This window comes from Pandoraea captiosa, from assembly GCF_902459775.1.
In the GTDB taxonomy this organism is placed as follows: domain Bacteria; phylum Pseudomonadota; class Gammaproteobacteria; order Burkholderiales; family Burkholderiaceae; genus Pandoraea; species Pandoraea captiosa.
Genome location: NZ_CABPSQ010000001.1, coordinates 1,278,455 through 1,300,749, shown reverse-complemented (window position 1 = coordinate 1,300,749; position 22,295 = coordinate 1,278,455). Strand labels below are relative to the sequence as shown.

The window sequence follows — 22,295 nt, the reverse complement described above, 5'->3', positions numbered from 1 at the left end:
GCAACGCCGGCGAGGCGGTCAGGCGGACGGAGGGAACATCGCCTGGTGCAGGTGCACCCAGACGACGCCTTGTCGGGAAGCGGAGAAAAGCAGGAAATTCATGAGGTTCGTCGTTCGTCCCGGAGGTTCGGGCACGTAGGACAGACAAGCACTGTCACTCGCGAGTTCCCGGGAGGATGCCCACGGCGGAGGCGGTGTCGGACATGCAGGGGGCGGCTGCCATGATGGGAATCCGGGGCGGGGGGCGGCACGATGGCGCGACAGGACGCGAACCAAGAGATCCAGGAGAACGAAAAAAGGGGCGCCGAAGCGCCCCAACATGGGTCCAGCAAGAAAGACTGTCGCAGTTCCGATACGCCGTTATTGTTGTGCGCCGCCGTTGAACCACGCGGCGATCTTCTGACGTTCTTCGTCGGTCATCTGCGTCACGTTGCCCAGCGGCATCGATTTGAGCGTCACCGATTGCTGATAAATGCGTTGCGCGTTCTGCGAGATCTCCGCCGGCGTATCGAGCATCACGCCCGCCGGTGCGCTGCCCATCATCGTCGGCTTGGCCGAGTGGCAGGTGGCGCAACGCTGCGTGAGGATCGGCTGAATCTCCGAGAGCTTCACGGCCGGGGCGGCAGCGTCGCCGTGTGCGCCCGCGGCAGGGGCCGGGGCAGTGCGCGGAGCGGCGAACACGGCAACGCCCGCGAGCAGGGCGGCGCCGGCCACCGGCAGGGCATACAGGTTCTTGCCTGCGTGACGCAGCACGAAGAACTGACGAATCATCGCGCCCGCGGCCATGATGATCGTGAGAATCACCCAGTTGTACGGATTGCTGTACGTGAACGCGTAGTGGTTGCTGATCATGATGAACACGACCGGCAACGTGAAGTACGTGTTGTGCACCGAGCGCTGCTTGCCGAGCTTGCCCCAGATCGGGTTAGGGACCTCGCCCTTCGTGAGCGCATCCACGCTCTTGCGTTGCCCCGGAATGATCCAGAAGAACACGTTGGCGGACATCGAAGTCGCCATCATGGCGCCGACGATCAGGAACGCTGCGCGGCCGGCGAAGATGTGCGTCGTGGCATATGTGGTGGCCACCACGAACAGCGCGACGGCAATGCCCAGCACGCGCTCGTTCTTGCCCAGTGCACGGCACAGGAAGTCATAGACGAACCAGCCGCCGATGAGGAACGCCACCGCCAGGCCCACCGCCTGCCCCGGTTGCAGATCCATCACGTTCTTGTCGATGAGATAGGTTTGCGGCTGGAGCAGGTACAGCACGCAGAACAGCGCAAAGCCCGAGAGCCACGTGGTGTACGACTTCCACTTGGACCAGTGCAGGTCTTCCGGCATCTGCGGCGGCGAATTCAGGTACTTCTGCGCGTGGTAAAAACCGCCGCCGTGCACCGACCACATCTCGCCGAATACGCCTTTCTGCTTGTCTTCGGCGGCCTTGGGCGGCTTCAGGCCATTGTCCAGCATCACGAAATAGAACGACTCGCCAATCCAGGCGATGGCGGCGACCACATGCAGCCACCGCAGCAACAGATTGACCCAGTCGGTAATAAACGCTTCCATCTTATGTTCTCCTCAACTGCCTAACGTTCACGTTCGCGATTTAGCTACCGCGATACGTGGAAAAGCTCCACGGCGACACCAGAAGGGGCACGTGGTAATGCTGCGAAGGCTCGGCGATGCCGAAACGCAGGACAACGCGATCGACGAAGCGCGGCGTGGGCACGTCCACGCCCTGCGCGGCAAAGTAGTCGCCCGCGTGGAACACCAGCTCATATTCGCCGGCGACGAATGCCTCGCCTTCGAGCAGCGGCGCGTCGCAGCGGCCGTCGGCGTTGGTTTGCACGTCACGCAGCGAACGGCGCTCGCCGTCCACGCGCCAAAGCTCGACACGAATGCCGGCGCCGGGCTTGCCGTGCGATGTATCTAGTACGTGGGTAGTCAGTCGTCCCATGATGTCTCCTGTGATGGATGGGTGCATTGTAGGGAGATGGCGGCCCGGCAACGCGCGCAATACCAAAGATAAAAACGCGCACATACCCTGTCACGCCAGACAAAAAACCTGGGGTCGCGATCAAGCACGACAATATGGCATGGCGACGTCTTCAGCGTAGGTCGGGTGCACCGGAATTGGGATTTTTTGGACCACTATTCGAATGGGTTATCCGGCATATAACAAGGCGCATATGAGTCGTTATCGCGACAGGAGACGAATGGCCCGGAAAGCCCAATGGCGACGTGCATGCTTGGGGAAAACCCGAAACGCATGATAAGCATTCATGCATACGTTCCATGAAAAAAACACTATAGCCGTGGGTGGTCTTGCCGCAAAAGGCGTCGACCTGCACCATTGAGTCACCCTAAAAATAGACATCAAACAGCCCCCCGAGGGACGGAGACGCAATGAGTGTGACAACCAATGCCGTGGATCCGGTCGACGAGCGACTGCCGATCGGAAAATTGTTCATGCTGGGCCTGCAGCACGTTTTGGTGATGTATGCGGGGGCGGTTGCCGTGCCGCTCATCATTGGTGGCGCACTCGGGCTGCCCAAGGATCAGATTGCGTTTCTGATTTCCGCCGACCTGATGTGCTGCGGCATCGCGACGCTGATCCAGAGCGTGGGCGTCGGGCGTTTCGGTATTCGCATGCCCGTCATCATGGCCGTAACGTTTGCCGCCGTCGGCCCGATGCTTGCCATTGGCACGAACCCCTCGCTGGGATTGCCCGGGATCTTCGGGGCGACGATTGCCTCCGGCATCATCGGCACGCTGATCGCGCCGCTCGTGGGCAAACTGTTGCGGTTCTTCCCGCCGATCGTCACGGGCATCGTCATTACCTCGATTGGGCTGACGATCATCGGTGTAGGCATCAACTGGGCGGCCGGCGGTGTTGGCAATCCGGATTATGGCGATCCGGTCTACCTCGGCGTGTCGTTCGCGGTGCTCATTTTCATCTTGCTGATCACGCGCTTCGTGAAAGGCTTCTTCTCGAACATTGCCGTGCTGCTGGGCATTTTGTTCGGCTTCGTGATCGCGCTGATGCTGCACAAGGTCAATTTCGATGGTCTCGATCAGGTGAAATGGTTCGACATCGTCCTGCCGTTCCATTTCGGCATGCCGGTGTTCGATCCGTGGGCGATCGTCACGCTCACCATCGTGATTCTGATTACGTTCATCGAATCGACGGGCATGTTCCTCGCGTTGGGGGAAATCGTCGGCAAGCCGGTCGACGAGAAGGCGCTGGTCGCCGGTCTGCGCGTGGACGGCGTGGCCACGGTGATCGGTGGTCTGTTCAATACGTTCCCGCATACCTCGTTTTCGCAGAACATCGGTCTCGTGGGCGTGACGGGCGTGAAGAGCCGCTGGGTGTGCGCTGCTGCCGGGGTCATCCTGCTCGTGTTCGGTCTGATTCCGAAGATGTCGGTGGTCGTGGCGTCGATTCCGCAGTTCGTGCTGGGCGGCGCCGGTGTGGTCATGTTCGGTATGGTGCTCGCGACCGGCATCAAGATCCTGTCGAAAGTCGACTACTCGCATAATCGCTACAACCTGTATATCGTAGCGATCAGCATCGGTATGGCCATGATTCCGGTCGCATCGAACAAGTTCTTTGCGAAGATGCCGGAGCAACTCGCACCGCTGCTGCATAGCGGGATTCTGCTGGCCACCTTGTCCGCCGTGATTCTGAACGCCTATTTCAACGGCTTCAAAGCGCCTGCGACGGACATTCACGGCAAGAAGAACGGCTCGGGCATGGGGTTGGAGGCGCACTGATGAAAACGTTGCTCGTCAAGAATGCCGACGTTCTCGTGACGATGGACACGAATCGCCGCGAGATTGCGCGCGGCGGGCTGTACATCGAGGACAACCGGATCGTGGCGGTCGGCAGCAGCGATTCGCTGCCGTCTACCGCGCACGAAGTGCTTGATTTGACCGGGCATGTCGTCATTCCCGGCCTGATCAATACGCATCACCACATGTATCAGAGCCTCACGCGCGCCATTCCGGCCGCGCAGGACGGCGAACTTTTCAATTGGCTCACGAACCTGTACCCGGTGTGGGCGAACCTCACGCCGGAGATGATTCGCGTCTCGACGAAGACGGCCATGGCCGAGCTGCTGCTCTCGGGCTGCACCACGTCGAGCGACCATCTCTATATTTACCCGAACGGCTGCCGGCTCGACGACAGCATCGAAGCCGCCGCCGAGATCGGCATGCGTTTTCACGCGAGCCGGGGCAGCATGAGCGTGGGTCAGAGTCAGGGCGGCCTGCCGCCGGACCGCGTGGTCGAGCGCGAGGACGACATCCTCAAGGACACGCAGCGCCTGATCGAGACGTATCACGACGAGGGCCGTTACGCGATGTTGCGCGTGGTGGTCGCGCCGTGCTCGCCATTCTCCGTGAGTCGCGACCTGATGCGCGAGTCGGCCGCCATGGCACGTCACTACGGCGTATCGCTGCACACGCATCTGGCCGAGAACGTCAACGACATCGCCTACAGCCGCGAGAAGTTCGGTATGACGCCGGCGGAATACGCTCAGGACCTCGGTTGGGTCGGTCACGACGTGTGGCATGCCCACTGTGTCCAGCTCGATGATGCCGGCATCGCACTGTTCGCGAAGACCGGCACCGGCGTGGCGCACTGTCCCTGTTCGAACATGCGTCTGGCATCCGGCATCGCGCCGATTCGCCGCATGCGCGACGCCGGTGTGCCCGTCGGGCTGGGGGTGGACGGCTCGGCGTCGAACGACGCGGCGAGCATGATCAACGAAGCGCGCCAGGCGCTGCTGCTGCAACGCGTGGGTTTCGGCCCGAACGCCATGACGGCGCGCGAAGCCCTGGAAATCGCGACCGTAGGTGGCGCGCGTGTGCTTGGTCGCGACGACATCGGCATGCTCGCCGAAGGCATGGCGGCGGACTTCGTGGCGTTCGATACGCGCGGCGTCGGCATGGCGGGCGGTCTGCACGACCCGGTGGCGGCGCTCGTCTTCTGTAATCCGGGACAAGCCGCGTACAGCGTCGTGAACGGTCGGGTGGTGGTGCGTGAAGGGCGTCTGGAGACGCTCGACCTGCCGTCGCTCGTCACGCGTCACAACGCGCTAGCGCGGCAACTGGCCGAGGCTTCCCGATAAAGGCGTTGCCACACCGGCGACAGGTTCATGGCGTGTGGCCGGGGCGCCTGTTCACCCCGATCTCCGGATTCCGGTGAACAGGCGCCGCGTGGCAATGGGCAAACGGGAAGTCGGGGCGGTGTTCCTGTGCATGGGGAACGCCGCCGTGCGGTTCGACGGAGCGGTGGGGGCCGCTCCGTCGGTAAAAGGGCAAACTCGTCAAGGCTGCGTGTGCGATTCGAGCAACGTCCGTGTGGCGTCCGAAATCACGCTGCGCAGCCAGCGCACCTCATCCGAATAGTGCGTGCGCTCGTGCCACAACTGGTAGTACTGCATCGGCGGGAAGTCGATCGGAGTTTCAAGCACCGTCAGCGGCAGGAACTCTGCGTAATGGTCGGCGAACAGGCGCGTCGTCGTAAAAATCAAATCGGATTTCAGCAGGACGTAAGGCGCGAGATTGAAGTACGGAATGGTCACGACGACATTGCGCTTCAGGCGCTCGCGCGCCAGATGCATATCGATTGCGCCGCGCTGCGCAACCGAGTAGGGCGTGGGCGCCAGGTGCGGACTTCCGAGATATTGCTCCAGCGTGAGGCCGCGTTTCGCATACGGGTGGGTATTGCGCACCAGACACACGATCTGGTCCACGAACAGATTCGACAGGTGAAGCTGCTCGGGCGGCTCTGGCCAGTTCCCGATCACGATGTCGACCTTGCCGTCTTCGAGCGCATGCTCGTAATCGAACGCCGGGCCGAGCGAATGCAGTTCGAGCTGGGCGTTGGGGGCCTGCTGACGAAAACGTTCGACGACTGTCGGTACGAAGAGGGTGTTCAGATAGTCGGGGGAGCCGATACGGAACGTGCGCACCGTCGTGGCCGGATCGAAGTTCGATTGCTGGACCGTGATGCGCTCGATCTCGCGCAGGGCGTTCTGCGTCGGTTCCAACAGCGATTGACCGTATTCGGTGGGCACCATGCCCGATTTGCCGCGAACCAGCAGGGGGTCGCCGGTAATGTCGCGCAAACGGCGCAACGCCGCGCTGATGGCCGGTTGCGACTGATTCAGCTTGACGGCCGCACGCGTGACGCTGCGCTCGATCAACAGGGTGTGAAGAACGCGCAGCAAATAAGTGTCGATCGGTTCGCGGTTTTGGCTCATGAGAAATATAACGATCCGAGTATGTCGGACCCTGTAGTGCATAAGGAAATCATTATGAAGGACAAGGTCGGGCGTCTCTATAGCGGAAAGTCCCTATCACTAAAATAGATGCCCGTCGTTCGTAAGGTGACCTTAGATGCCGTGTTATTGACACACGCTCGACATTTCCGCGCGAATTGGGTATTTTCGGACCGCCCAAGCCCCCCATTCAGACTCTGTCAGACTTCGCCAGTGACCCTTTCCAAGCAATCGACGCCACGTCTGGCGCTGACCGGCATCACCAAACGCTACCCGAGCGTGGTGGCCAACGACGACATCGCATTGAGCGTGTTACCGGGCGAGATCCATGCCGTACTGGGCGAGAACGGCGCGGGAAAGAGCACGTTGATGAAAATCATCTACGGCGCCGTGCGCCCGGACGCCGGGGACATTCACTGGGAAGGGCGGCCGGTGACCATCGAAAACCCGGCGGCCGCGCGAAAGCTCGGCATTGGCATGGTGTTCCAGCATTTCTCATTGTTCGAGACGCTTACCGTTACCGAGAACATCTCCCTCGCGCTCGACGCCGCCGGTCACGATCTGAAGGCACTGTCTCATCGCATTCGCGAAGTCTCCGCCCAATACGGTCTGGAGGTCGACCCCCAGCGTCATGTGCACAGCCTGTCCGTCGGGGAGCGCCAGCGTGTGGAAATCGTGCGCTGCCTGCTGCAGGACCCGCGTCTGCTGATCATGGACGAACCGACCTCGGTGCTTACGCCGCAGGCGGTTCAGAAGCTCTTCACGACGCTGCGGCGGCTGGCCGCCGAGGGTTGCAGCATTGTCTACATCAGCCACAAGCTCGATGAAATTCGCGATCTGTGCGACCGCGCCACCGTGCTGCGTGGCGGGCGGGTGTCGGGCCACGCAATCCCCCGTGAGGAAACGGCCGAGACACTGGCACAGATGATGATCGGACGCGCGTTGCCGCAAATCGAGCGTCGCGCGCATCAGCCGGGCGACGTGCTGCTGTCGCTGCGCAGTCTGTCGATGGCAAGCGATGACCCCTTCGGCACGTCGTTGCATGACGTCAACCTGGATGTGCATGCAGGCGAGATCGTCGGGATTGCGGGCGTGTCGGGCAATGGGCAGGCCGAGCTGCTGGCGGCACTCTCCGGGGAGGCACGTGCGCCGCAGGCGGAGGCCATCGCGCTGAACGACCGCGCGGTCGGGCGCATGGGTGCGGCCACGCGTCGGCGCCTCGGGCTGGCGTTCGTGCCGGAGGAGCGACTGGGGCGCGGCGCGGTACCGAGCATGTCGCTCGCCGATAACGCGTTGCTGGGCGCGTCCGGTACGGCGCACCTCGGGCTGCTTCGCGGCGGGTGGATTCGTCGCGGCGCGCTGCGCAAGTTCGCATCGGCATGCATCGAGCGCTTCAACGTGAAGGCGGGCGGTCCGGACGCAGCGGCGCAGAGCCTGTCCGGCGGCAATCTCCAGAAATTTATCGTCGGGCGCGAAATTCTTCAGGAACCGCGCGTGCTGGTGGTCGCACAGCCGACGTGGGGTGTCGACGTGGGCGCAGCGGCCTTCATTCGCCAGCAGTTGCTCGACTTGTCCGCGCGTGGCGTTGCCGTGCTGGTGCTGTCCGAGGAGCTCGACGAGTTGTTCGAGATATGTGACCGGATCACGGTGCTGGCGCAGGGACGCCTGTCGCCCGTTCGCAAGCCGGAGCAGACCGACGCGCGTGAAATTGGCCTATGGATGGCGGGGATGTTTCCCGGCGGTCCCGGAGAGCGCGCCGCCTGAACGAACGTCTCGTTACCGACCTTTTGGTATGACTCCGATTTCGCTGATTCCGCCGATTTCAGTTAGCCACGATTTCTCACGGTTTCACCGGTGTCCGTACAACGCCGATGCCGTAACGTTTTCATCGACCCCCAGACATCATGCTCGATTTCACGCTTGAGCCACGGCCAAGTCCCTCCCGCACCATGCGGCTCGCCATGCCGCTGGTGGCCACGCTCATGACACTCGTGGGCGGCGTGCTCATCTTCAGCTTCCTCGGCAAGAATCCCGCGCAGGCAATGGCGGCTTTTTTCCTCGCACCGATCAGCAGTCTGAACGGCTGGTCGGAACTGTTGCTCAAGGCGTCGCCACTGTGCCTCATTGCGTTGGGGCTGGCCATCGGCTACCGCGCGAACGTGTGGAACATCGGTGCGGAGGGACAACTGCTGCTGGGCGGGATCTTCGCTTCTGGCGTCGCCATCCATTTCGACGGCCACGGCGGTCCGTGGCTGTTGCCGCTGATGATGGCGGCCGGCGCGGTGGGCGGCATGGTGTGGGCGGCGATTCCGGCGCTGCTGCGCGTGCGCTTCAATGCCAACGAGATTCTGGTGAGCCTGATGCTCACCTACGTGGCCACGCAGTTGCTGATCTATCTTGTCAGCGGCCCGTGGCAGGATCCGCATGGCATGAACTTCCCCCAGTCGATCAACTTCAGCCGCGACGCGCTTTTCCCGCGCTTTTTCGGTGACTGGCATTGGGCGATGTGGCGCGGCACGCGGCTCAATGCGTCGATTTTCATGGCGGCTGTGGCGGTGCCTCTGGCGTGGTGCTTCATGCGCAAGAGCTTTGCCGGGTACCGTATGGAAGTGGGTGGTCTCGCACCGCTTGCCGCGCGCTATGCCGGTTATTCCGAGCCGCGCGCCGTATGGCTTGCGTTGCTGATCGGCGGCGCGGCGGCGGGTCTGGCGGGCACAGGCGAGGTCGCCGGGCCGGTGGGGCAGTTGCAGGCGACGTGGGCGCCGGGATACGGCTTCACGGCGATCATCGTGGCGTTCGTCGGACGTCTGCATCCGGTCGGCATCGTGCTGGCAAGCCTGCTCATGGCGCTGCTCTATCTTGGCGGCGAAGCGGTGCAAACCTCGCTTCAGTTGCCCAAAGCTATCAGCGGCGTGTTCCAGGGGCTGCTGCTGTTCAGCCTGCTGGGCTGCGACGTTTTCGTGAACTACCGCCTGCGTCGTCGCGCCCGTGCGATGACGCGAGACGCCTGAGGAGCGCGGCATGGACTGGATCAATCTGCTCACGCCGCTGGCCGCAAGTGCCGTGATCGCGGCCATTCCGTTGATGCTGGCCGCCCTGGGCGAGCTGGTGACGGAGAAGTCGGGCGTACTGAATCTCGGTGTCGAAGGCATGATGCTCATGGGCGCCATCGGGGCGTTCGCCGTCACCGTGCAGACCGGCAGTCTTTGGCTCGGCGTGCTCGCAGGCATTGCCGCCGGCGTCGTCATGTCGGCCATTTTCGCGTGGCTCACGCTCTCGCTGATGGCCAATCAGGTCGCCACCGGGCTGGCATTGACGATATTCGGCATCGGTTTGTCGGCCTATGTCGGGCGTCCGTACACCGATGCCACCATTCCGATGCTGCGCGACATGCCGATCCCGGGACTGTCGTCGATTCCTGTGCTGGGGCCCTCGATTTTCTCGCTCAATCCGCTGGGGTATCTCTCGGTGGCGCTGCTCGCGGCGATTGCGTGGTTCCTGTACCGCTCGCGCGCCGGACTGGTGCTGCGCTCGATTGGCGAAGCGCCGTCCGTCGCGCATGCCATCGGCTATCCGGTCGTGCGCATTCGTTATCTCGCGACGCTCTTCGGCGGTGCGATGTCGGGCCTCGCGGGCGCCTATTATTCCGTGGGCTACCTGCGTTTGTGGCAGGAGAACCTGACGGCGGGACGCGGGTGGATTGCGCTGGCGCTGGTGGTGTTCGCCACCTGGCGTCCCGGACGTACGGCCCTCGGCGCGTTACTGTTCGGCGTGGTGATGGCGCTGCAATTTCAGGCGCAGGCGATGGGCATTCGTATCCCGTCGCAGGCGCTGGCGAGCCTGCCGTATCTCGCGACCATCATCGTGCTGGTGATCATCTCGCGCAATCGCCAGACGATACGCCTGAACGCCCCGGCGTCGCTGGGCAAACCCTTCTTCGCCGGGTCCTGAGTCGGACGCGGCGGCAGGCCATACAAGTATTCAACCGAAACAATCGATGACGAGGAGAGAATCGATGCGACGTAAAGTCCTGATCACAATGGCGAGCCTGGCGGCCGCCATGCTGGTTTCCGCCTGCGGCAAGCAGGAGAACACCACGGCGAACGCCCCTGCGGCCGCGTCCGACGCGCAGGCGTCGGCAGCGCCTGCGGGTAAAGGCCCGATGGGCGTGGCGTTCGTCTACATCGGCAACCCGGGCGACGCCGGCTGGACCTATGCGCACGAGCAGGGTGCAAAGGCCGTGGAGGCCAGGTTTGGCGACAAGGTCACTGTGACCCGTGTGGAAAACGTGCCGGAAGGCGCGGATTCGGAGCGCGTGTTCCGCGATCTGGCCAGCAAGGGCAACAAGCTCGTGTTCGGTACGTCGTTCGGCTACATGGACTCGATGGTCAAGACGGCGGCGGACTTCCCCGACGTGACCTTCGAGCATGCGACGGGCTTCAAGTCGGCGCCGAACCTCGGCACGTACGATGTCCGCACGTATGAAGGCGCGCATCTGGCCGGGGTCGTGGGCGGTCATGTGACGAAATCGAACGTGATCGGTTACGTGGCATCGGTACCGATTCCCGAAGTGATCCGCAATATCGATGCGTTCACCATCGCCGCACGTGAAGCCAATCCGAAGGTCAAGGTGAAGGTGGTCTGGATCAATAGCTGGTTCGATCCGGGCAAGGAGCGTCAGGCGGCGGAATCGCTCGTCGGACAGGGCGCCGACGTGCTGATGCAGAACGTCGATTCCGCCGTGGTCATGCAAGTGGCCGAAGAGAAGAAGATCCATGCGTTCGGCTGGGATTCGGACATGAGCAAGTTCGGCCCGAATGCGCACCTGGCGTCGGCGGCCATCGACTGGAGCAAGTACTACATCCGTACCGTCGACGAAGTCATGCAGGGCACGTGGAAGAACACGCCGGTCTGGGGTGGCATCAAGGAAGACGAAATCAAGCTCGTCGCCATCAATGACAAGGCCGTGCCGGAAGCCGCGCGCAAGGCCGTGAGCGCACGCCACGACGCGATTCGCGACGGCAAGTACGATCCGTTCACCGGCCCGATCAAGGGGCAGGACGGCAAGGAAATCGTGCCGGCCGGCAAGACGCTCAGCGACGACGAGAAGCACCAGATCAACTGGTTCGTCGAAGGCGTCGAGGGGTCGCTGCCGAAGCAGTAAGGCGGGGTGTCGGAGGGTATCCGAGGGGGTATCCGAAGGTATCAGCCCGGGCGGCCGTCGGGCCGCCTTAAGATCAGCCTGGGCGTCCGTTGGGCCGCCTTATGCCGCGATGAAACCGCCGGTTCGCCGGCGGTTTTTTATTGGGCGCCGGGCGGGCGGCACGCTCGGGCGCAGCCTTCGGTGCGCGGAAGATGGGCGCGACACCCGTCGCCGCCCGTGGGAGACTTCCCGCGAGGGACGGGTGAGCAGGGGGCACGTGACACGCATCGGTGTTAAAATGTCAGGTTTCGTGGCGCAATATCGTGCCACCGCATTTCATCTCCCGGATACCGCCTGTGCTGTCTACTGCCAATATCACGATGCAATTCGGCGCCAAGCCGCTCTTCGAGAACATCTCCGTCAAGTTCGGCGGGGGCAACCGCTATGGCCTGATCGGCGCCAACGGTTGCGGCAAGTCGACGTTCATGAAGATTCTCGGCGGCGATCTGGAACCGAGCGCCGGCAACGTCATGCTCGAACCCAACGTACGTCTGGGCAAGCTCAAGCAGGACCAGTTCGCGTATGAAGACATGCGCGTGCTCGACGTCGTGATGATGGGCCACACCGAAATGTGGGCCGCCATGAGCGAGCGCGACGCCATCTATGCGAACCCGGAGGCGACGGACGACGACTACATGCACGCCGCCGAACTCGAAGCGAAGTTTGCGGAGTACGACGGCTACACGGCCGAAGCGCGTGCGGGCGAGCTGCTGCTGGGTGTGGGCATTCCGACGGACCAGCATCAGGGCCCGATGAGCAACGTTGCCCCGGGCTGGAAGCTGCGCGTGCTGCTGGCGCAGGCGCTGTTCTCGAATCCGGACGTGCTGCTGCTCGACGAACCGACCAACAACCTCGACATCAATACGATCCGCTGGCTGGAAGACGTGCTCAACGAGCGTAACTCCACCATGATCATCATTTCGCACGATCGCCACTTCCTCAATGCCGTGTGCACGCACATGGCCGATATGGACTACGGCACGTTGAAGATTTACCCGGGCAACTACGACGACTACATGCTGGCGTCGGCCCAGGCGCGTGAGCGTCAGATGGCGGCGAACACGAAGGCGAAGGAACGTATTACCGACTTGCAGGACTTCGTGCGCCGCTTCTCGGCGAACAAGTCGAAAGCACGTCAGGCCACGAGCCGTCTCAAGCAGATCGACAAGATCAAGGTCGAGGACATCAAGCCGTCGTCGCGTCAGAATCCGTTCATTCGTTTCGAGTTCGAGAAGAAACTGCACAACCTCGCGTTCGAATTCGAGGGCATTTCCAAGTCGTACGACCGTCAGATCTTCAAGAATTACTCGGGCGCGGTGCGCGCGGGCGAGCGCGTGGCGATCATCGGCGAGAACGGTGCAGGAAAGACTACGCTGCTGCGCAGCCTGATGGCGGACCTGCCGCTCGACTCGGGAACCGTGAAGTGGGCCGAAAACGCGAACATCGGCTATTTCCCGCAGGATACGTCCGAGGCATTCCCGGAAGACCAGACGCTCACCGACTGGATGACGCAGTGGGGCAAGGAAGGCGACGACGACCAGGTCATTCGCGGCTCGCTGGGTCGCCTGCTGTTCGGTGGGGACGACGTGGGCAAGTCCGTGCGCGTGCTCTCCGGTGGGGAAAAGGGCCGCATGATCTGGGGCAAGCTGATGCTGGGGCGTCACAACGTCATGATGATGGACGAGCCGACGAACCACATGGATATGGAATCGATCGAGTCGCTTCAGATTGCGCTCGACAAGTATCCGGGCACGCTGGTGTTCGTCTCGCACGACCGTGAGTTCGTGTCGGGTCTTGCCACGCGCATCATTGAAGTGAAGAGCGACGGCACGCTGGTCGACTATGCCGGCACGTACGAGGAGTATCTGGCCAGCCAGGGCGTGGAAGTCTGACAGGCTGACGCCTGGCGTCACGCTCCGTAGTCCTCCGACAGGGCGCTTGCATGGCAGGCGCCCTGTTTGCGTTTACATGGCCGGACGTGGTCGAACGTGGCCGAACTTGCGGCTGAACTTGTGGCTGAACGTCGGGGGAGGTGTCGTCCGATGATCGTCTCGGATCATCGGAAGATGCGGGTCGGCCTAACCCGATTTTTCGCTGAGACCGGGAAGCCCGGCGAGGGGCGGACTACAATGGCCGTTCGTCGTTGGTTCGCCAATCACGCGTCGTCCGGACGCACCAGCAGGAGACATTGCATGAAGACGTACGACAAATTTTTCATCGACGGACAGTGGGTGACGCCGGTCGGGCGCGGCGCGCTGGACGTTTTTCATTCGGCCGATGCGAAGCTCATGGGGCGTATTCCCGAGGGGGCCGTCGAGGACGCCGAAGCCGCCGTCGCCGCCGCGCGTAAGGCGCGCGACACGTGGGCTGCGACATCCCCCGCCGAACGCGCCGGCTATCTGCGCAAGATTGCTGCGGGATTAAAGGCCCGCACCGACGAATTGGCAGACGTGATGACGGGCGAAACGGGCATGCCGATCAAGCTCGTGCGCGCGATTCAGGTCGGTGGCCCGGTCTATCACTGGAACAGGTACGCCGAGTTGGTGGAATCGTTCGCCTTCGAGGCGCGCGTCGGTAACTCGCTGGTAGTGCGTGAGCCGGTCGGGGTGGTCGGCGCGATTACGCCATGGAACTATCCCCTCAATCAGATCACACTGAAAGTTGCCCCGGCGCTGGCGGCGGGCTGTACGGTGGTGCTTAAGCCGTCCGAAGTCGCGCCGTTCAATGCTTTCATTCTGGCCGAGGTCATTGCGCAAGCGGGATTGCCCGCAGGCGTCTTCAATCTGGTGACAGGATTGGGGCCGGTCGTCGGAGAGGTGCTGGCGAGACATCCGGACGTCGATATGGTGTCGTTCACCGGGTCGACGCGAGCCGGCAAGCGTGTGTCCGAAGTGGCGTCGCAGACGGTCAAGCGCGTGGCGCTGGAGCTTGGCGGCAAGTCTGCGTCGGTCGTGCTCGATGACGCCGACCTCGCAGCAGCAGTCAAGGGCACCCTCAACGCCTGCTATCTGAACTCGGGACAGACATGCTCGGCGCACACGCGCATGCTGGTGCCCGCGTCGCGCTACGACGACGTCAAGGCGCTGCTCAAGGATGCCGTGGCACGCTTTACGCTGGGCGATCCACGCGAGGAATCGACACGTCTTGGACCGCTGGCCTCCGCTGCGCAACAGGAGCGCGTGCAAACGTACATCCGCAAGGGCCTGGCGGAAGGGGCCGAGTTGATCGCGGGTGGCGATACGGTGCCTGAAGGGTTCGAGGCAGGCTTCTTCGTGCAGCCGACGGTTCTTGGGCGTGTGACACCCGATGCGACGGTCGCTCAGGAAGAAATTTTCGGCCCGGTACTATCGGTCATCACCTATCAGGATGAAGCCGACGCGGTGCGCATCGCGAACGATTCGATCTATGGTCTGGGAGGTGGCGTGTGGTCCGGTGACGAGGCGCGGGCGGTGCGCGTGGCGCGTCAGATCCGTACCGGGCAGGTGGACATCAACGGCGGAGAGTTCAACGTACAGGCCCCGTTCGGCGGCTTCAAGCAGTCGGGGCACGGACGTGAAAATGGCGTCTACGGCTTCGAGGAGTTCCTTGAGTACAAGTCGCTTCAGTTCAAGTCTGCGAAGTCGTAGAACCACTGTCGCAAAAGCGCATCGCCGTGCCGTCGCGGCTGATGCGCTCCCACACCGCGGCCTTCTCCTGCTCGGTGAAGAACACCCAGTTGGAGACTTCGTAGGCGGTGCGGCCGCAGCCTTTGCAGACGTCGTCGAAAAGTGTCGAGCAAACGCCAATGCAGGGGCTGTCGGGACGGTCGTGCAATTCGGACATAAGCGACGGATTCGGCCAACCGGGGGTGGCGTGTTGAAAGACAGCGCCATTATCGCATCGATGACCGGTGGGCCTCCCAATCCCCCTACGGCGGGGTGCCGGTGGTGGACACTCACGCCGCTTTTCGGTTAAGTACGCGTGATTTTTGAAAGGTGACGATCGTTATGCTGCGTAGCTGGCAACTTTTCGCGTTGGGCTCGGCGTTTTTCGCGGCGCTCACGGCAATCTTCGGCAAGCTTGGGGTCGCGCAGGTCAACTCGAACATGGCCACGCTCATCCGCACGGTGATCATTTTCGGCGTCACGCTGGCGATCGTCGGTATGCGCGGGGAATGGCAGAGACCGAGCAGTCTGAGCGCAAACACATGGTTGTTTCTTGTCCTGTCGGGCGTCGCGACCGGGTTGTCGTGGCTGTGCTACTTCCGGGCGCTCCAACTCGGTCCCGTCTCCGGTGTAGCGCCCCTCGACAAGCTGAGCGTGGCCATGGCGATGCTCATCGGCTGGGTTGTGCTCGGCGAGCCGTTCTCGCTCAAAGAAGCCCTTGGCGGTGCGCTGATCGTTGCCGGAGCCCTGGTTCTCGTGCTGTGATACCTGCGCCTGAAGCAGCAGGGATCGGCGCTGGGGATCGGCGCTGGGGGATAGGCGGTAGGGGCAAGCAGTAGGGACAGACGGTGGCGAGAGGTGGTACGGAAGGGTAAGGCGGGGCGGTGGACGAGCCGCCGCCCCAGGTGCTTCAACGTCAGGACAGGGATTTACCAGCGGAATACGCTATAGCCGATGCGCACCTGCGAGGGCGAGTGACGGTTGTAGTCGAGCATGTCTTCGCCGTAACCGGTGAAGTACCCCAGCCAGATGTAGCCGCCGGTGCCCGGGATCAGCTTGCCGAGCGGGTAGGTCACCTGCACGTCCACGCTGCCGTAGTTGCGCTTCATGCCCTTGCGCAGCGTTGCCCCGATCTGCCAGCCGTTGGGCTTGCCCCAGAGCACGAGCAGGTCCATGTAACCGCGGTAATTCTGGATGTCGGGGTTGTCCTTCTTCTCCAGATACGCGTACAGCTTTGGCGCAACGGTCCAGTGGTATTCGGACGGATTGCCGAACGTCAGGATCGGCTTGACGAAGACGGTGTTGATGCTGCGAGAGTCGTCGCCCGCTTTGCCGTTGGACTCGTGTTCGATACCGGCGGCAACACCGAGCGAGGAGAACCAACCTGCCCGAACACCGGTATCGGGAATGTAGTAGAAGAGGCTCGGTCGGTAGTTGGAGTCGCGAAACGGCGCCGACTCCGCTTCCAGGTCCCAGATCGACAACTGTGTGTAGCCGAAGTACAGATTGTCGAGAAAGGACTTCGACGCGGGGTTGTCCGGCTTCAGGATGTGGAACTTGAAGCTGAGCTGAAAGCGTGCGTTGGCATCGCCGTTTTTTCCGAACGCGATGTACATCGGCTCGTGCGACGAAATACGGGCGAACTCGGCGTCGGATGTCGGTGCAATCGCGTCGGAGGACGCGACAGCGCCCACCCCGGATGCGGGTGCCGCCGCCACTGCCGCTGCACTTGCCGGGCCGGCGCCCGTGGCATTCGTTCCGCCATCGGCGGGCAGGGGCGCGGCCGCCACCATCGGCTCGGCTGCAGCGGCTCGGTCGAGCACGATCGTGGTGGTCGATGCATCCCAGTCGACAGGTTCAACACGCACCGCACCTCGTAATTCCTTTGGTAGTACCGCCGAATAGGCCACGCGGCGGAACTGGCCATTGGCGAGCGTGATCTGCGCCGGCACAACGGCTTCGCGCTTCAGGCGCAGCAATGTGGGCTTGAAGTCGTCGTTGGAAATGCGTACCACGATCTCGTCTGGAAGCTTGATGGCCGCGCGGCCCGGCGAGTCTTGCGTGGCCAGCAACGTCAGCTGCAGCGGTGCGCCGCCGCTTAGCGCCCTGGGCGGTTGCAGCAGCGAGAGATCGGCGTGTGCAACGCCGCTCAGTGCCAGGCAGAGGGCTGCTGCGCCGAGCTGGATGGCGCGAAGCGGCGATGGGGCGAATGTGTCGAGATTCGTCTTGGGCATCGGTCCGGTCTGGGTTGGCGACTCCGGGACGGGATGCCCGAAGTCGGTTACGACCCGCCCCCGGTGAGCACCCGGAGGTCGGATTCGCGGGCGCAGCGATCGCGTCCGCGAGATTTGGCCAGGTAAAGCGCTGCGTCGGCGCGTTGCAGCCACGCGTTGTCGTCGTCTCCCATGTGCCATTGGGCCACGCCGGCACTGATGGTGAACTGTAAGGTTCTGCCGTCGACATTGATGCGCGCGGCGCGAACCGCCTCGCGCAGACGTTCGGCGGCGTCAAAGGCACGTGCCTCGGTAGCGCCACTCAGGATAATAGCGAATTCTTCGCCCCCCAAACGACCGCAAATGTCATCTTCGCGTAACGAATCGTGACAAAGGCGCACGAATGCGCAGAGCACCGTATCGCCTAACGAATGCCCCCAGGTGTCGTTGATGTGCTTGAAGTGGTCCAGATCGACGAGGATGACGCACGTTGGCAAGTCCCTGGCCTCTGCCAGCGCGACTTCCGCGCGCAGACGCTTGAGGAAATGGCCGCGTGAGAGCGCCCCCGTGAGGGCGTCGTATTTGACCTCGTGCTCAAGGGCGGCGTTTTTGGCGAGCGTGTCCGTCAGATGCAGCTTTTCCCGGCGCAGATAACGAATCAACAGGTATCCCGCACCGCTCAGGCTGAGCAGCAGGGCAAAAACCAGCGCGACATAACGGCGCCGCTCGATGGAGAGGCTGCCGAGTGTCGGCGCCTCATTCATGGTGTAGACGACCATCTCGCCGTCCGAAGACGCTTCCGCTTCGAGCAGGTACGGCTGATTGTCGGGGCGCACGCGTACCAGTCGTGCCTGGTGTGCGCTCTCGTCGTCGGGTTGGAGGTGCAGAAAATCCGGCGTGCCCGGCGCCAGATCGTAGCTTTCGATCGGCACGACGGTGAAGTCTTCCTGCTGATAGAGACGGCGGCGCTCCTCGCGCGAGAGTTTGAAGACGCCGCCGCCGGGCACAGCGAGTCCGGTGAACGTCGGATCGTTGGCGAGCACGATCACGCCGTTGGTGTCGGTGATGAACGACGCGCCGCTGTCCGCCCAGTGCGACAAGCGCCGAATGCCCAGCTTGACGACCATGACGCCGACGAGTGCGCCGTCGTGATAGACGGGGGCGGTGAAAAAGATGCCGGGCAGCCCCGTTTTTCGGCCAGCGACGTACTGCTGTCCGGCGCCCCCGAGCACAGCGGTATTGAAATAGGCGCGGTCGCCGTACCGGTCGGCGATCAACGGGTCGGGTGAGTTGAAATCGCTGGAAGCGATGGTGATGCCGTCAGGGGTGCCGAGCCAGACGAGATCGGCGCCGAAGTAGAGTTGGGCGGCACGCAGCAGCTCATTGACGGGGGCAAGGACCGGGTTCGAGAGCAGTTGCGCGCGCGCCTTGTCGTGAGGCACGTCGGTCAGTGGATGTGCCGCGATGGTCGCAGCCGCCGTCTGAATTTGCTCGACCTGGGCAAGCACGCGCGGTATCCCGCGAATGAGGATCAGGTCCTGATTGACGGTGTGAACCGTGCCATGCGCGAGACGGGTGGCGATGCTGCGTTCCTCATACAGCAGGCGCGCGGCACGGCTGGCCACCAGTTGATCGGCGGCAAATCGCGCGAGCGCCCATGCGATGAGCACGCAGGTGAGCACGCAAAAGAGAACGATCAGGCCGCGCGCGAAAGCGGTAGCGGCGTGGCGGCGGTCGAATATGGCGATAACCAACGGCGAAGGCGGCGACTGACGCGTTTACAGGCGCCCGTGCCAGTCTCGAATGAACGTCTCGATATGCCCGGGCGGTAAGGGACGCGTGCAATGATACCCCTGCCACGCATGACAGCCCAGCGATGCCAGCGCGTCGCGCTGCGCGCTGGTCTCCACGCCCTCGGCCACCGTTTCGATTTCGAGCTTGCGGGCAATGGCGATGATGGCGCGAATCAACTCGGTATCGTAGCCGCCGAGCAGAACGCCCGCGACAAACTGATAGTCGATCTTCACGGTCCCGAATGGCCAGCGCTTGAGGCGGACGAAACTGGAGTAGCCGGTGCCGAAATCGTCGAGCGAAAGGCGAACGCCCATCGCCACGAGTTCGTTCATCAGTGTCGCCGCTTCGTCGAGATGCGAAATCAGCGACGACTCGGTGATCTCGATTTCAAGCTTGTCCGGTGGCACGCGGTGATGCTTCAGGGCGTAGCGGACCGTCTCGAGCGTCTGCACGCGCATTTGCTGCGCGGACAGATTCACGGCCACGCGGGGATATTCCTCGCCATCCGTATGCCACTTGTCGAGCTGACGGCACGCCTCGTGCAACGTCCAGTCGCCGATCGGACCGATGACGTCGCAGCGCTCGGCGGCCGGGATGAATTCGCCGGGCATGATCAGTTCGTCATCGCGTTGCCAGCGAATGAGCGCTTCGAGTCCCGTCAGCCGATGAGTGCGCATGTCGATCTGCGGCTGGTAGTGCAGGCGGAACTCCGAACCCGACAGCGCGCGTCCGATCGCACTTCGCCAGTAATGTTCGTTGCCCGCGTCGTCCGGCGGGGCGATGCCCTCCGTAGGGGCGGTGGGCGCTTCGGTGACGAGAAAGCGCGAGGCACTCTCGCGGATGGCCTGATCTGCGACGTCCGACGTATGCTCCAGCAGCGTGGCCGGCCATACCGGTACCTGCGGTAGATGCGTGATACCCGCCGAGACGATCGGGTAGAGCAGTCCGTTGCCGCACGGCACGGGGGATTCGCCTGCGCGGATGAAACGGCGCGTGACCTGAACGGCCGCGTCGCGGCTGCCCAGATCGCGCAGCAGAATCGCGATTTGCTGGTCCGAGACGCGACCGATGAGATCTCGGCGGCGGATTCGCGAGCCGACCCGAAACGCCACCGTAGCGAGCAGGTCGGCGTCGGAAATGGCAGGCTGGCTGGTCGCCATGCGCTGGCCCCGGCCCACATGCAGCACCACCAGCGCGCTGTGCGTGTTGGGCGGACTCGGGGTGCGTAGCTCAAGGCTGAGGGCGCGCAATAGCCGCTGGCGATCCAGCAGCAGATCGGCGAGGACGACTTGGCGTCGCAGCGCGTTCGTATCGTTCATCTCGGCAGGGAGGCAGACTTCGCCTGAACGGTTGAACGTGTGTCACCGCCACGTGTCATGCCGACGAGGCGACTGGTGAGGCCATCGAGCAGAAAAAGCCCACGCGTCGAACAGGTCGTGCCGCCAGAAAACCCTTGAATCATGTTCTGCATAAGACGCGTAAATTTGTCGGCCGGTGGACGCGGGACGCGAGACGAGGCGGGGAGCGCCTTGGCGCATGTTGACAGTCCCTGCGTTCCGGCAGACCGTGCGCAAGGCGTGGCCCGACGAGATGCTCGTGCCCGGTTACGAGACCGGGTCCTTTGACCTTTAACGGCACCCGAAATCGAAAATTGAGTGCGGGTTTCACCTATGGCGCGCTCAACGCGGACGCGCAAACCATTCACGGCCTTTGAGCATGAAATCCCAATAAACCTTTGGCAGCACGTACTTTTTCAATATCCATGCAAAACGGTTGGCGCGCGTGCCGTCGATCGGGAATGTAGGGAGAAGTTTCCCTCCATAGCCGAACTCGGCGAGCACGATCTTGCCGTGTTCGACGGTGAGCGGACATGCGCCGTAGCCGTCGTAATGCAATGCAAGGGGACGGCCGTCCATCGACGCGAGCAGATTTTCCGCGACAACCACGGCTTGTTTTCGCGCGGCCGCCGCCGTCTTCGCGTTCGGTGCCGAGATCGCATCGCCAAGACCGAACACGTTCGCGTAGCGCGCGTGACGAAGCGTCGCCGGGTCGACCTCACACCAGCCTGCCGGGTCGGCGAGCGGACTGGCTCGCAGCACGTCCGGCGCGCTTTGCGGCGGCACGACGTGCAGCATATCGAACGGCTTGTCGACAAACCGGGATTGCCCGTCGGCGTCGAATATCTCGAAACGCGCCACGCGACGCTCGCCATCCACCGCACGCAAATGCGAGAGGTGATTGAGCGAGATGCGATACCGCTGCACGTATTCCATGAGTGCGGGCACGTAATCCTTCACGCCGAATAGTGCCGGTGCCACGAGATGAAACTCGATCTTCGTCTTGTCGAGCACACCGTGTTGACGCCATGTATCGGCCGACAGATACATCGCCTTTTGCGGCGCACCGGCGCATTTGATCGGCATCGGCGGCTGTGTAAACAACGCGTTTCCGCCTTTGAATTCGCGCACCAGCGACCACGTGTAAGGCGCGAGATCGAAGCGATAGTTGGAGGTGACGCCATTGCGACCGAGCGTTTCGACAAGCCCGTCGATGGCCTCCCAGTTGAGTTGCAGACCGGGCGCGACGATGAGAAAGCGATAGGTGAGACGCCGGCCGTCGGACAGCAGAACCTGTTGCTGTTCAGGGGCGAACGCGGTGATCGCTGCCTGAATCCAGTCTACGCCTTGCGGAATGACGCTCGACATCGGGCGTGCAGTCCGCGCGGCGTCGAATTCGCCGGCACCGACGAGCGTCCATGCCGGCTGGTAGTAGTGCGTGTCGGCCGGATCCACGATCGTGATCGAGAGCGACGGTCTGCGGCGGCGCAGGCTCGCGGCAACCGATATGCCTGCCGCACCTGCGCCCATGATGACGATGTCGGCGCTGCGCTCCGTCGCGGTGGTTGGCGTAGCGGATACATCGCTGGACATAAGGTCTCCGACAAAGGAACGAGAATTGAAACGGATTGCGACACATCGAGGAGGCTCGATGAATGCCGATGCCTGACGTAACGTATGTCACACCCGCCATACATACACAGGTGACGACCGCTACGAGGTGTGCGGGACATTGTATAGAAACTAAACCCGTTTGCCGCTGTTTCGACGGGGAAATGCGGGGCAAAATGCGGAGGAAAGCGGGGGCGAACGAGGTT

The 22,295-nt window shown here is 62.8% G+C and carries 17 protein-coding genes; 9 read left to right on the top strand and 8 right to left on the bottom strand.

The window, feature by feature from the left end:
* Positions 1-360 precede the first annotated feature (360 nt).
* Positions 361-1,566: a urate hydroxylase PuuD gene (locus PCA31118_RS05365; RefSeq protein WP_150623581.1), complete on the bottom strand. Its 1,206-nt coding sequence runs from the start codon at positions 1,564-1,566 to the stop codon at positions 361-363.
* A gap of 40 nt (positions 1,567-1,606) precedes the next feature.
* Entirely contained in the window at positions 1,607-1,957 is a 351-nt protein-coding gene (gene uraH, locus PCA31118_RS05360; RefSeq protein WP_150623579.1) for a hydroxyisourate hydrolase, read from the bottom strand.
* Between the two features lie 449 nt (positions 1,958-2,406).
* Between uraH and PCA31118_RS05355 the strand changes: the two genes are divergently transcribed.
* Entirely contained in the window at positions 2,407-3,774 is a 1,368-nt protein-coding gene (locus tag PCA31118_RS05355; RefSeq protein ID WP_150623577.1) for a nucleobase:cation symporter-2 family protein, read from the top strand.
* Positions 3,774-5,132 carry an 8-oxoguanine deaminase gene (locus PCA31118_RS05350; RefSeq protein WP_150623575.1) on the top strand — a complete coding sequence of 453 codons (1,359 nt, stop codon included), beginning with the start codon at positions 3,774-3,776 and terminating at the stop codon, positions 5,130-5,132. The genes PCA31118_RS05355 and PCA31118_RS05350 overlap by 1 nt, the downstream gene beginning before the upstream one ends.
* 198 nt (positions 5,133-5,330) lie before the next feature.
* Here the strand turns inward: PCA31118_RS05350 and PCA31118_RS05345 are convergent, their stop codons facing one another.
* Complete coding sequence (locus PCA31118_RS05345; RefSeq protein WP_150623573.1) at positions 5,331-6,269, bottom strand: LysR substrate-binding domain-containing protein; 939 nt, start codon at positions 6,267-6,269, stop codon at positions 5,331-5,333.
* Positions 6,270-6,500: 231 nt separating this feature from the next.
* On the opposite strand from PCA31118_RS05345, the gene PCA31118_RS05340 reads away from it, so the two are divergent.
* The 6 genes from PCA31118_RS05340 (at position 6,501) to PCA31118_RS05315 (ending at position 15,116) form a co-directional block, all read left to right on the top strand.
* Complete coding sequence (locus PCA31118_RS05340; protein ID WP_246190068.1) at positions 6,501-8,051, top strand: ABC transporter ATP-binding protein; 1,551 nt, start codon at positions 6,501-6,503, stop codon at positions 8,049-8,051.
* Positions 8,052-8,191: 140 nt separating this feature from the next.
* Positions 8,192-9,298, top strand: a complete 1,107-nt coding sequence (locus PCA31118_RS05335) for an ABC transporter permease (protein WP_425495316.1) — start codon at positions 8,192-8,194, stop codon at positions 9,296-9,298.
* Between the two features lie 10 nt (positions 9,299-9,308).
* The gene (locus PCA31118_RS05330) at positions 9,309-10,238 is read left to right on the top strand and encodes an ABC transporter permease (protein WP_150623566.1); all 930 of its coding nucleotides are present in this window, start codon (positions 9,309-9,311) and stop codon (positions 10,236-10,238) included.
* Between the two features lie 64 nt (positions 10,239-10,302).
* On the top strand, positions 10,303-11,451 hold the full coding sequence (locus PCA31118_RS05325; RefSeq protein ID WP_150623564.1) for a BMP family ABC transporter substrate-binding protein: 1,149 nt from the start codon (positions 10,303-10,305) through the stop codon (positions 11,449-11,451).
* Positions 11,452-11,786: 335 nt separating this feature from the next.
* Positions 11,787-13,382, top strand: coding sequence for an ABC-F family ATPase (locus PCA31118_RS05320; protein ID WP_150623562.1), 1,596 nt, complete (start codon positions 11,787-11,789; stop codon positions 13,380-13,382).
* A 300-nt stretch (positions 13,383-13,682) separates the two neighbouring features.
* A complete protein-coding gene (locus PCA31118_RS05315) occupies positions 13,683-15,116 on the top strand; it encodes an aldehyde dehydrogenase family protein (RefSeq protein ID WP_150623559.1) in 1,434 nt (477 codons plus the stop codon).
* Here the strand turns inward: PCA31118_RS05315 and PCA31118_RS05310 are convergent.
* A complete protein-coding gene (locus tag PCA31118_RS05310; RefSeq protein ID WP_150623557.1) occupies positions 15,097-15,312 on the bottom strand; it encodes a DUF1289 domain-containing protein in 216 nt (71 codons plus the stop codon). The genes PCA31118_RS05315 and PCA31118_RS05310 overlap by 20 nt on opposite strands.
* 164 nt (positions 15,313-15,476) lie before the next feature.
* On the opposite strand from PCA31118_RS05310, the gene PCA31118_RS05305 reads away from it, so the two are divergent.
* Entirely contained in the window at positions 15,477-15,899 is a 423-nt protein-coding gene (locus PCA31118_RS05305; protein ID WP_174990334.1) for an EamA family transporter, read from the top strand.
* 164 nt (positions 15,900-16,063) lie between these two features.
* On the opposite strand, the gene PCA31118_RS05300 is transcribed toward PCA31118_RS05305, so the two are convergent.
* The 4 genes from PCA31118_RS05300 to PCA31118_RS05285 all read right to left on the bottom strand — a co-directional run bounded on the left by PCA31118_RS05300 (position 16,064) and on the right by PCA31118_RS05285 (position 22,071).
* Positions 16,064-17,368, bottom strand: a complete 1,305-nt coding sequence (locus PCA31118_RS05300) for a phospholipase A (protein ID WP_174990333.1) — start codon at positions 17,366-17,368, stop codon at positions 16,064-16,066.
* A gap of 47 nt (positions 17,369-17,415) precedes the next feature.
* Entirely contained in the window at positions 17,416-19,101 is a 1,686-nt protein-coding gene (locus PCA31118_RS05295; RefSeq protein WP_150623552.1) for a sensor domain-containing diguanylate cyclase, read from the bottom strand.
* A gap of 24 nt (positions 19,102-19,125) precedes the next feature.
* On the bottom strand, positions 19,126-20,460 hold the full coding sequence (locus PCA31118_RS05290; RefSeq protein WP_150623550.1) for a putative bifunctional diguanylate cyclase/phosphodiesterase: 1,335 nt from the start codon (positions 20,458-20,460) through the stop codon (positions 19,126-19,128).
* 360 nt (positions 20,461-20,820) lie between these two features.
* The gene (locus PCA31118_RS05285; protein WP_150623548.1) at positions 20,821-22,071 is read right to left on the bottom strand and encodes an NAD(P)/FAD-dependent oxidoreductase; all 1,251 of its coding nucleotides are present in this window, start codon (positions 22,069-22,071) and stop codon (positions 20,821-20,823) included.
* Between the last annotated feature and the right edge of the window lie 224 nt (positions 22,072-22,295).